The sequence below is a fragment of the Streptomyces sp. NPDC017202 genome (assembly GCF_044331705.1).
Lineage (GTDB): Bacteria > Actinomycetota > Actinomycetes > Streptomycetales > Streptomycetaceae > Streptomyces.
Window position 1 is genome coordinate 84,271 of sequence record NZ_JBIRNP010000025.1, and the last position, 11,165, is coordinate 95,435.

10 protein-coding genes are annotated in these 11,165 nt (G+C 74.5%); 8 read left to right on the top strand and 2 right to left on the bottom strand.

All coding sequences use genetic code 11. From position 1 onward, the window contains the following. Window positions 1-133 precede the first annotated feature (133 nt). Window positions 134-784: a ScbR family autoregulator-binding transcription factor gene (locus ACH4N1_RS31345; RefSeq protein ID WP_398102926.1), complete on the bottom strand. Its 651-nt coding sequence runs from the start codon at window positions 782-784 to the stop codon at window positions 134-136. Window positions 785-965: 181 nt separating this feature from the next. Here ACH4N1_RS31345 and ACH4N1_RS31350 point away from each other — a divergent pair, with 181 nt between their 5' ends. The 6 genes from ACH4N1_RS31350 (at window position 966) to ACH4N1_RS31375 (ending at window position 7,767) form a co-directional block, all read left to right on the top strand. Further along, a complete protein-coding gene (locus tag ACH4N1_RS31350) occupies window positions 966-1,874 on the top strand; it encodes a ScbA/BarX family gamma-butyrolactone biosynthesis protein (RefSeq protein WP_398102929.1) in 909 nt (302 codons plus the stop codon). Window positions 1,875-1,942: 68 nt separating this feature from the next. Beyond that, on the top strand, window positions 1,943-2,593 hold the full coding sequence (locus ACH4N1_RS31355; protein ID WP_398102931.1) for a ScbR family autoregulator-binding transcription factor: 651 nt from the start codon (window positions 1,943-1,945) through the stop codon (window positions 2,591-2,593). Between the two features lie 541 nt (window positions 2,594-3,134). Then, complete coding sequence (locus ACH4N1_RS31360) at window positions 3,135-4,319, top strand: damage-control phosphatase ARMT1 family protein (protein ID WP_398102934.1); 1,185 nt, start codon at window positions 3,135-3,137, stop codon at window positions 4,317-4,319. A gap of 135 nt (window positions 4,320-4,454) precedes the next feature. Continuing rightward, the gene (gene cyc2 / locus ACH4N1_RS31365) at window positions 4,455-6,650 is read left to right on the top strand and encodes a germacradienol/geosmin synthase Cyc2 (RefSeq protein ID WP_398102937.1); all 2,196 of its coding nucleotides are present in this window, start codon (window positions 4,455-4,457) and stop codon (window positions 6,648-6,650) included. A 49-nt stretch (window positions 6,651-6,699) separates the two neighbouring features. Continuing rightward, window positions 6,700-7,068 carry a LysR substrate-binding domain-containing protein gene (locus ACH4N1_RS31370; protein WP_398102939.1) on the top strand — a complete coding sequence of 123 codons (369 nt, stop codon included), beginning with the start codon at window positions 6,700-6,702 and terminating at the stop codon, window positions 7,066-7,068. Window positions 7,069-7,173: 105 nt separating this feature from the next. Then, window positions 7,174-7,767 (top strand): PDZ domain-containing protein, encoded by a 594-nt coding sequence (locus ACH4N1_RS31375; protein ID WP_398102941.1) that lies wholly within the window; start codon window positions 7,174-7,176, stop codon window positions 7,765-7,767. Window positions 7,768-7,918: 151 nt separating this feature from the next. Here ACH4N1_RS31375 and ACH4N1_RS31380 read toward each other — a convergent pair whose 3' ends face one another. After that, window positions 7,919-8,674 carry a metallophosphoesterase gene (locus ACH4N1_RS31380; protein WP_398102944.1) on the bottom strand — a complete coding sequence of 252 codons (756 nt, stop codon included), beginning with the start codon at window positions 8,672-8,674 and terminating at the stop codon, window positions 7,919-7,921. A gap of 192 nt (window positions 8,675-8,866) precedes the next feature. Here ACH4N1_RS31380 and ACH4N1_RS31385 point away from each other — a divergent pair, with 192 nt between their 5' ends. Continuing rightward, the gene (locus tag ACH4N1_RS31385) at window positions 8,867-9,994 is read left to right on the top strand and encodes an aminopeptidase P family protein (protein ID WP_398102947.1); all 1,128 of its coding nucleotides are present in this window, start codon (window positions 8,867-8,869) and stop codon (window positions 9,992-9,994) included. Between the two features lie 47 nt (window positions 9,995-10,041). Next, on the top strand, window positions 10,042-10,980 hold the full coding sequence (locus ACH4N1_RS31390; RefSeq protein WP_398102950.1) for an aminoglycoside phosphotransferase family protein: 939 nt from the start codon (window positions 10,042-10,044) through the stop codon (window positions 10,978-10,980). Window positions 10,981-11,165: the final 185 nt, after the last annotated feature.

An 11,165-nucleotide genomic window follows, 5' to 3' on the forward strand; every position in this document is an offset into this window, starting at 1 on the left:
CGTGCGGCCCGGCGCGCGCCGCGGGGCTCATCTCGGTGCCTCAGGCCCAGGTGTCGTTGGGGCGCGGGGGGCGCGGGGGGGGGGGGGCCGGGGGGGGGGGCCCCCCCCCCGCCCCCCCCGCCGCACGTCCGGATCAGGAAGCCACGCGACGCTCCTGCGAGGCCAGCACCCGCGCGCCCCGGTCGGCGCGGGCGTCGAGGCCGGGGAGCAGACCGGGCACCGCGATGCTCGGCAGGATGTGCGCCCACATCACCGCCAGCCGGTCCCCGAGATCGGCGCGGTCGCTCAGCGCCCGGGACATCAACTGGATGCCCGTGAAGGTGCCCACCAGCAGCTCGACCGTCTCCGCCGGCTTCACCGTGGGCAGCAACTCGCCCCGCTGACGGGCCGCTTCCAGCAGATCGGTGAGGGCCTGCGCCCACTGCCGGAACGGCTCGCCGTGATCCACGCCGGACGGCGTCTCCTGGTCCACCGCCAGCCGCACGCTGCCCCGCAGCAGGGCGTTGTCCAGCAGCCGGCGCGCCACCACGAAGGTCATGTCGACGATCTCCTGCAGCTTGCACGGCTGCGGCGGAACCGCCCCGAAGGGCACCTGCTCGTTCAGGACCGCCTGGGCGAGGGCCTCTTTCGACGCGAAGTGGAAGTACAGGGCACCCTTGGTGACCTGGGCGCGCTCCAGGACCATGGCGATGGTGGTGGAGGTGTAGCCGTGCTCGTCGAACACCGCGCCCGCCGCTTCCACGATCGCCCTGCGCGTCCTGATCGCGCGCTCCTGTTTCGCCATTGCGAGCCCCTTCACGGCACCGAGCCGGGCGTCCCGCGCTCGGATGCGGGTTCGGTCCGATCATAGGATGCCGCCGACTGATCTCATTGAAAACAAACCGGTCGCCTCGTACTCTAACGCTCGCCGAGCGGACGGTTCGCCCGTCCGCCCCGGGCCTTCGGGGCACCGTAGGGGGAGAGAGATGACGCGACCGCGGCAGCTTGCCGACACGCCGTCCCTGACCGCAACCGTTCCGCGCCAACTCGTCCACCGCGCCGCCGTCGCCGAGACCTTCCTCACCGGCTGGCGGCGCACCGGGGCGGACCGGTTCACGGTGTCCGCCCAGTGGCCGCGTGCGCACGTCCTGCACGTGTCGCCCGACTGGTCCGCCTACGACCCCCTGCTCGTCGTCGAGACGATCCGGCAGAGCGGCACCCTGGTCACCCACGCCGAGTACGAGGTCCCGCTGGACCGGAAGTTCGTGCTGACCGAGTTCCACGTCAGCGTGGAACACGAGACGTTGGCGCTCGGTGCGCTGCCGGCCGAACCCGAGGTCGAACTCGTCTTCACCGACGTCCAGTACCGGGGCGCGCACCCCGCCGCCGCCCGCTACACCGCGCACGTCCTGCGCGACGGCGTCCGCGTCGCCACCGCGGACGTCGCCTTCACCTGCGTCAGCGGGCCCGTCTACCGGCGGCTGCGCGGCGGCCGTACGCCGGAGGCCGTGACCGCCGTCCCCGTCCCGTCCGGGGTGCCCGCCGACGCCGTCCGCCGGGCCCTGCCCACCGACGTCGTCCTCGCGCCGGCCGACGCCGGCCGGCCGGACCGTCGGCAACTGCGGGTGAATACCGCACACCCCGTTTTCTTCGACCATCCGCTCGACCACGTCCCCGGCATGCTGCTGCTGGAGGCAGCCCGCCAGGCCGCCCTGCTCGAAACACCGGGGGAACGGGTGCCGACGGCGTACGACGCCGTCTTCCACCGGTACGCGGAACTGGACGAACCCATCTGGATCGAGGTGAAGGGCGGTCACGGAACCGACGTGCAAGTGCTCGGCGTACAGGGGGAGTCGACGTTCTTCGAGTGCCTGGTCGGTACCGCCGGACCGTGAACTGTTGTTTACTGGGGGTCAGAAACAAACGGCATGACCCGTTCTTTACGCCCAGGAGTGTCCAGTCGATGGCGAGGCAGTTACGCGCGGAGCAGACCCGCACGACGATCATCAGGGCCGCAGCCGATCTGTTCGACCGCAACGGCTACGAGTCGACCAGCCTCAGTGACATCGTCGAGCACGCCCACGTCACCAAGGGCGCGCTCTACTTCCACTTCGCGGCCAAGGAGGATCTCGCCCAGGCCATCCTGGAGTTGCAGTCCCAGGCCGCGCGCCGGATCGCCGGGGAGATCGACGAACGCGGCTACCCGGCCCTGGAGGCCCTGATGCGCCTCACCTTCGGCATGGCGCGGCTGTCGGTCGAGGGCCCCATCACCCGCGCCGGCCTGCGCCTGGCCACCGGTGGCGTCGCCGTACGGCCGCCCGTGCCGCACCCGTTCACCGAGTGGCTGGAGCTGATCTCCCGCGGGCTCGTCGGCGCGGTGCGGGAAGCCGACATCCATCCGGACGTCGACGTGGACGCCGTGGCCCACTCCCTGGTCTGTTTCTTCGTCGGCACCCGCGTGGTCGGCCGCTCCCGCGAACCCGGCGCCCGGCTGCCGCGCCGCATGGCCGAGATGTGGCACGTCCTCATCCGCGGCCTGGTCCCCGTCCCCCGCCGCCCCCGCTACCTGAGCCTCGCGGCCCGACTCGAACGGGAGGTCATGGCGGCGGTGTGAACCACCGCCCCTTCCTCCCGCCCCGGGCGGCCACCCCCGACGCGGAGCCCACGCCCACGTGGCACGGCCGCGGCGCGTGGGCCCCGCGCGGGCCGGCCGACCCCGTCTCCCCCGTGTGCCCGCGGCGGCCGACCCCGCGATCCGTGGCGCGCACGGCCGGCCCCGGGGCCGCGTTCCTCGCGCACGGCCGACGCCGTGTCCCGTACGGCGCGTTGTCCGGCTGCCCGTTCGCCAGGTGACGCGCGCGCGTGATCGGTACCGGAGGCCACGCGCCCGGTGCACGACCCACCTGCGGCCCACGGACCCCGCGTGCGGCCGAACATCGTCCGTGGCGCGCACGGCCGGCCCCGGGGCCGCGTTCCTCGCGCACGGCCGACGCCGTGTCCCGGGGCGATCCCGGCCGGCCGCTCCCGCGGTTCGCCGGTCCGCCGGTTCGCGTCACCGGCCACGGCCGGTCGTGGCGGCCCGTGCGCGTGGCCACGGCCGGCCCCGCCGTCCGCACGCCCGCCGCCCCCACCCGCCCCGCGATACCGTGATCCGCATGCCCGACACCCCCCTCCCGCCCGTGATCCACGGCGACGAGCCCGGCTCCTTCCCGCACGGTGTCCTCGCCGAGCGGCACCCGGCGATCATCCGGCGGGTGCGGGACGCCTTCCCCTACGGACCCGACGTCCGCGGGGCCCTGGACGCCCTGCTGACGAGCTGCGCCGAGGGCGTGATCGAGCCGATCCCCGCCGACGCGCACGACCTCGACCGCTGGCGGGCCTGGGGTCTGGACGGGTACGCGGGCCGCTCCTGGTACGAGGTGCCCTGGCTGTGGTCGGAGAGCTACTTCTACCGGCTGCTCCTCGAGACCGTCGGCCACTTCCGGCCCGGCCCCTGGCAGGGACTCGACCCGTTCCGCCCGTTCAAGCTCGCCGAACTGGACGCCCCCGGGACCGACGAGGAACTCGCCGCGCTCGACGACCTCGAAGGCCGCCCGGCGCGGGAGCGGGAACAGGCCCTGCTGCACGGCTCCCTGTGGGGCAACCGCGCCGACCTCGGCTTCCGGCTCTCCGACGCGGGTGCCCGGGACCGGGCCGCCGTCCCCGCACTGGTCGCCGACGACAGCGAGAGCCTGTGGACGCTGCTGGCGCCGCCGGAGGCCGCCGACGGCACGCTGTGCCTGGTCGCGGACAACGCGGGCCGCGAGCTGATCCCCGACCTGCTCCTCGCCGCCCACCTCCTCGCCCACGGGCGGATCGGCCGCGTCGTCCTGCACGTCAAGCCGTACCCCTACTACGTGTCGGACGCCACGACGGCCGACGTCGTCGACGCGCTGCGCCGCCTGACGGCCGCTCCGGGAGCGGCCGCCGGGTACGGGCGGCGGCTGTGGGCGGCGATGACGGACGGCACCCTGACGGTCCGCGCCCACCCCTTCGCCGCCGCCCCGCTGCCGTACGAGCGGATGCCGGACGACCTCCGCGCCGAGTTCGCGGCCGCGACGCTGACCGTCGTGAAGGGCGACCTCAACTACCGCCGCCTGGTGGGCGACCGGCGGTGGCCGCCGACGACCCCGTTCGGGGACGTGACCGCGTACTTCCCCGGCCCGGTCGTGGCCCTGCGCACGCTCAAGTCGGACGTGATCACCGGCCTGTCCGCCGGCACCGAGGCCGCGCTGACCGCCGCCGAGGGGCGGGACTGGCGCACCGGCGGGACCCACGCGCTGATCCAGACCGGGAAGTGAGCACGGCGCGGACCCCCGTACCGGCCCGCTGCCCAGGGGCGCCCGATTCGCCGGTGTTCGCCCCGGGTTCACGCGATGGTGTGATCATGTCCCGCGCCGCGGATGAGGGTTGATGCCCCCGGGTAGGGCCCGGCCATGACGCAGCCGTTCGAACTCCCGCACTTCTACATGCCGTATCCCGCGCGGCTCAACCCGCACCTCGACGAGGCCCGCGCCCACTCGACGGGGTGGGCGCGCGAGATGGGCATGCTGGAGGGCTCCGGGATCTGGGAGCAGGCCGACCTCGAGGCGCACGACTACGGCCTGCTCTGCGCCTACACCCACCCCGACTGCGACGGCCCCGCCCTGTCGTTGATCACCGACTGGTACGTGTGGGTGTTCTTCTTCGACGACCACTTCCTCGACATGTTCAAACGCATCCCCGACCGGGCGGCCGGCAAGGCCCACCTGGACCGGCTCCCGCTGTTCATGCCGCTCGACCTGTCGACCCCGGTGCCCGAGCCGCGCAACCCGGTCGAGGCGGGCCTCGCCGACCTGTGGGCGCGCACCGTGCCGGCGATGTCCGCCGACTGGCGGCGCCGTTTCGCCGTCGCCACCGAGCACCTCCTCAACGAGTCGATGTGGGAGCTGTCCAACATCGACGAGGGACGGGTCTCCAACCCCGTCGAGTACATCGAGATGCGCCGCAAGGTGGGCGGCGCCCCCTGGTCGGCGGGGCTCGTGGAGTACGCCACCGCCGAGGTGCCGGCCGCCGTGGCCGGATCGAGGCCGCTCAGGGTGCTGATGGAGACCTTCTCCGACGGCGTGCACCTGCGCAACGACCTGTTCTCCTACCAGCGCGAGGTCGAGGACGAGGGCGAGCTGAGCAACGGGGTGCTCGTCCTGGAGACGTTCTTCGGCTGCACCACCCAGCAGGCCGCGGACACCGTCAACGACATCCTCACGTCCCGGCTCCACCAGTTCGAGCACACCGCCCTGACCGAAGTGCCGGCGCTGGCCCTGGAGAGGGGCCTGCGCCCGGACGAGGTGGCCGCCGTCGCCGCCTACACCAAGGGGCTCCAGGACTGGCAGTCCGGCGGCCACGAGTGGCACCTGCGCTCCAGCCGCTACATGAACGGGAAGGCGACCTCCTCCTCGCCCTGGGAGAGGCTGACCCACCCCGGCACCTCCGCCGCCGACGTCGGCGCCCTGCTCGCCTCGGCCGCCGCGACGGGGGCATCTCCCACGCCCTTCGGGCAGGAGGGGAGGCTGCGCCCGTACACGCACGTGCCGTTCCAGAAGGTCGGCCCGTCCCGGCTGCCCGAGTTCCACATGCCCTTCCAGGTGGAGCTGAGCCCGCACCTGGACCGGGCCCGCCACCACCTGGTCGAGTGGACGCGCCGCATGGGCATGCTGTCCGAAGGGGTGTGGGACGAGGACAAGCTCGCCTCGTGCGACCTGGCGTTGTGCTCGGCGGGCCTGGACCCCGACGCCACCCCCGAGGCCCTCGACCTCAGCGCCGGGTGGCTGGCGTTCGGCACCTACGGCGACGACTACTACCCGCTGGTGTACGGCCACCGCCGTGACCTGGCCGCGGCCAGGGCCACCACCGCCCGCCTCTCGGCCTGCATGCCCGTCGACGGCGAGGAGACCCCCGTCCCCCTGAACGCCATGGAACGGTCGCTGATCGACCTGTGGGCGCGCACGACCGCCGGCATGACCCCCGACCAGCGGCGCACTCTGCGCGCGGCGGTCGACAGCATGACGGAGAGCTGGGTGTGGGAGCTGGCCAACCAGCTCCAGAACCGCATCCCCGACCCCGTCGACTACCTGGAGATGCGGCGCGCCACCTTCGGCTCCGACCTCACCCTGAGCCTGTGCCGCATGGGCCAGGGCCCGGCCGTCCCCCCGGAGGTGTACGCCAGCGGCCCCGTCCGCTCACTGGAGAACGCGGCCGTCGACTACGCCTGCCTGCTCAACGACGTCTTCTCGTACCAGAAGGAGATCGAGTACGAGGGCGAGATCCACAACGCGATCCTCGTCGTGCAGAACTTCTTCGGCTGCGACTACCCGACCGCGCTCGGCGTCGTCCACGACCTGATGACCCAGCGCATGCAGCAGTTCGAACACGTGGTCACCCACGAACTGCCCATCCTGTACGACGACTTCGGCCTGTCGGCGCAGGCCCGCGACGCCATGCGCGGATATGTGGCGGACCTCCGGAACTGGCTGGCCGGCATCCTCAACTGGCACCGGAAGGTGGACCGTTACACATCCGCCTACCTGGCCCGCCGGTCCCACGGCTTCCTGCCCGGCCGCCTGCCGGCCGTCCCCGCGCTGCCGGTCGGCTGACGGCCGCGCCGACCGCCCCGCGCCACCGGTCGGCCGACGGCTCACCTCGTTGCCGCCGGCCGACCGCCCACCCCTGGCCCGCCGCGCCGGACTGCGCCTCGGCGACCTCGCCGACGCCCGCTGGACCGGTGCCCCCGGCACGGGCCTGCCGCCGCACCGGTTGCGCGCCGCGAACGGCGGTCGCGGCTTCCGGCCGGCCCCGCGCCACGAGGGCACCGGCGTCCGCGTCCTGACCGCGCTCGCCGCCGCCGGCCACGGTCTCGCCCTCCTGCCCCGCTCGGCGACGGCCGGCGCCCCGGGCGCGGAGGTCGTCCCGCTCACCGGACCGCGGATCGTCCACCGGGTGGAACTCGTCCACGTCGGCACCCCGACGGGTGCCGCACGGGCCCTGGCCGCGGCGCTGTCCCCGGGCCGGTGAGCCCCGCGCCCGCACGCGTACCGCCGTCGGCCGCCGGTCAGTCTCACTCGTTCGTGGCTCGTGGCGCTCCGGTGCGGCGGGTAGAGCACCAGTCGGAGGAGATCCATGGAACAGACCGCGTTGCGTCCCAAGCCCATGCCCGGCCAGGAGCCCGGCGGAAGCCCGTCCTGCGACGTACCGGCGTGCGGCCGGCCCTGCCGGCCGCCCGCCGCCCGCCGTCGTGGCCGGCGTCCGACGACCCTGCTGGCCGGCCTGTTCGTCGGTGCCGTCCTGGTGCTGTCCGGCGTCGGCCTCGGCGCCGTGGGCGCCGCCGTGATCGGCGCGGGCGAACCGGCCGAGCTGCAACGGCGGGCGGGCGGGGCCGAGGCGGACGCCGCGCCCCCGGCGGCCGGCCACAGCCTCGCCGCACCGGGCTCCCCGGCACCCGCGCCCGCCGACGCCACCCTGGGCCTGGAGATCGTGGACGGGAAGAAGGCGGGCGCCGAGATCGTCGCCGTCCATGTGCCCGGCCCCGGCTATTCGGCCGGTCTGGTCCGCGGGGACGTCGTCCTGCACTTCGGCAGGACCCGGATCGACTCCGCGGCCGACCTCGCGCGGGCGGTCGACGAGGCGAAGCCGGGCCGGGAGACGAAGGTGACGTTGCGTCACAAGAGCGGTGCCTACCGGCAGTTGTCCGTGGTGCCGGGGATCGTCACCTGACGATCGGCCCGGACGCGCGAGAGCCGCGGGTCGTGACCCGGCGGTCCCGTCCGTGCGCGCGGGTGCCGCGGGGCGGCACCCGGCGGCCCGGACCGTACGTCCGCACGCCCGCACGACGTCCGCACGCCCGCACGACGTCCGCACGCCCGCGTCAGACGACCACGCGGAAGTGGCTCGTGAGCCGTCGCTCGTCGTCCAGGACGTGGAACGCGAGCCCGACCGGCGCCTCCCGGTCGGCGATCTCGTCGCCCTCCCAGGGCAGCCGAAGCGTCCACGTCACGCCGGGGCCCACCACCAGCGGCCGCCCGGCGAAGGTGGTGGCGGCCGGGGTGTGGGCATGGCCCGTGATGATCCCGGCGATCTCCGGCCGCCGCCCCAGCAGCGCGGCCAGCCGGCCGGGGTCGCCCAACCGGTAGGAGTCGGGCAGCGGGTGGTGCACCGCCACCGGCGGATGGTGGAAGGCGAGCAGCGCGGGCAGGTCCCCGTCCAGCTCGTCGAGGGTCTCCTCGATCCAGGCGTACGTCTCGTCCGCCAGCGCCCCCTCGTCCTCGCCCGGGATGCTGGAGTCGCACATCAGGACCGCCCCGCCGTCGAACACCTGGACGCTGTTCACCGGTCCGTCGGCGGCCGGCAGGCCGAGGAAGGCCTTGCGGTAGGGGGCGCGGCGGTCGTGGTTGCCGGGGCAGGTGAGCACCGGCCAGGGAGTGTCGGAGCCCTGTGTCCCGAGGATGCGGGCGGCCTCCTCGTACTCGGCCTCCGCCCCGTGGTCCGCGATGTCTCCGGTGACCAGCAGCGCGTCCACCCGCCCCGGCAGGTTCCGGAGCCGCCCGCACGCCCGCTCGGCGCGCTCGGTGGCACGGGCGCTGCCGTCCAGGTGCAGATCACTGAGGTGAGCGAGTACGAGCACGGTGCCGGCCTCCCGAAGTGGATTAATGCTTGATCAGGATCCAACCATTAGATCCGGTGGCCGGGCAATCCACTTGCCCGGGGAACGCCGGGGCGGCATTCCCCGCGAAATCCCCGCCGATCGGGTCGCGCCGCCCCTGCCGACCGGGCAGGATGCTGCCCGTAGTCACCACGTCCTGACAGGGAGGCCCGGATGACCGGCCGTACGCCCGCGCGCTTCACCGCCGACGACTACCGGGCCCGCATGGAGCGGGCCGTGCACGCGGCCGGCGACGCGGGGCTGGCCGGGCTGCTCGTGGCACCGGGCCCGGACCTGGTCTGGCTCACCGGCTACGCGCCCCCCGCGGCCACCGAACGGCTCACCCTGCTCGTCCTCACGCCCGAACGGGACCCCGTCCTCGTCGTCCCGGCCCTCGAGGCCCCCGACGCGGCCAAGGCGGCCGGGGCCCCCGCGCTCACCCTGCGGGACTGGACCGACGGCAAGGACCCCTACGCCGCCACCACCGCGCTCCTGGACACCGGCGGGCGGTTCGGCGTCAGCGACAACACCTGGGCGATGCACCTGCTCAACCTGCAGAAGGCGCTCCCGGACAGTTCCTACGCCTCCCTCACCGAGGCCCTGCCGATGCTGCGCGCCGTCAAGGACGCGGCCGAACTGGAGCTGATGGCCGCCGCCGGAGCCGCCGCCGACGCGACGTTCGAGGAGATCCGCGGGGTTCCCTTCGCCGGACGCAGGGAGTCCGAGGTCGGCGCCGACCTCGCCGACCTGCTCCGCCGCTTCGGCCACTCCCAGGTCGACTTCACCATCGTCGCCTCGGGCCCGAACGGCGCCGACCCGCACCACGAGGTCGGCGACCGCGTCATCGAGCACGGCGACATGGTCGTCCTCGACTTCGGCGGCCTGAAGGACGGCTACGGCTCCGACACCTCCCGCACGGTCCACGTCGGCGAACCCACCGACGAGGAGCGCCGCGTCCACGACCTCGTGCGCGAGGCCCAGGAGGCGGGCTTTTGCGCCGTACGGCCCGGCGTCGCCTGCCAGGAGGTCGACCGGGCCGCCCGCGCCGTCATCGCCGACGCCGGGTACGGCGAGTACTTCATCCACCGCACCGGCCACGGCATCGGCGTCACCACCCACGAGCCGCCGTACATGATCGAGGGCGAGGAGCAGCCCCTCGTCCCCGGCATGTGCTTCTCCGTCGAACCGGGCGTCTACCTCCCCGGCCGGTTCGGGGTGCGCATCGAGGACATCGTCACCGTCACCGCGGACGGCGGCCGCCGGCTCAACGACACCACCCGCGAGATGGTCGTGGTCGGCTGACACCCACAGGAGAGTCCCGGAACCCACCGAACGGCTACGGCGCGACCATGACCCCAGCACCCACACCCACCGCGGACACCGTCCGCCGGCTGGTCCGAACGCTCCTCGACAACACCGGCGACGGCGGTCCCGGCCCCGAGGTGCGGCCCGTCTCCGAGGAGGGCGGGCACGACACCTGGTGGGTCGGCACCCGCCACGTCCTGCGGCTCGCCCCCGATCGTGAGGCGACCGTCCGCATGCGCCGTGAGCTGCGGCTGCGCGACCTCGTCCGACCGCACGTGCCGGTCACCGTGCCGATCGCCGTCGCGCACGGCGAGTGGTCACCCGGCCTCGCCTACACCCTCGACACCAAGGTGCCCGGCGGCACCGCCGAGGACCACGACGTGTCCGCCGTCGGCGAGGCCGACCTGGCCGCGCTGCTCGGCGGACTGCGCGAGGTGCCGGCCCGGCAGGCCGAGACGACCGGCGTGCCGCGCGTCGCCCCGCGCTCCCTGGAGGCACTGCGCCGCATGGCCGTCGCCGCCGGCGAACGCCTCGCCGCCGCCGACGAGTTCGACCCCGCCCGGCTCCACCAGCTCACCCCGCCCGGCGCGGCCCAGCTCGCCGCACAGCCCGCCACCGCCGTCCTCGTCCACCACGCCCTGCGGGGCGAGCACCTCGTGGTCAGCGCCGACGGCCGGGTGCGCGGCGTCCTCGACTGGACCGGCGCGGTCGTCGGCGACCCCGCCGAGGACATCGCCGGGCTCGCCCTCGCCGTCGGCTCCGGCGCCGCCGTCCGCGCCGCCACCTTCACCGGGTACGGCGCCCGCGCCTGCCTGCGCGGCCTGTGGCTGGCCCGCTGCGACACCGTCGTACGCCTCGCCGAACGCCTGACCGGCCACGGCGCCGAGCCCCCGGCCCTGCTGCGCACCCAGCTGCGCCGGGCCTGGGAGGCGATCCTGCTGGAACGCGTGACGGAACTCAGGGAGGACGGGACGGACGACTAGGGCGTGTTTCGAAAGTCCCTCCCCCAGAGGGGGTGCCCCCAGCCCGGCGACGCCTGGCACGCACTCCCCCGGAGGGGGCGCCCCCAGCCGCGTTGTCGGGGTGGGGGGCCCCCCCCCCCCGGGGGGGGGGGGGGCCGCGGGCTTCGGAGACCAGGAACCGGAGCGCGGGCGTGCGCCGGGTCGTG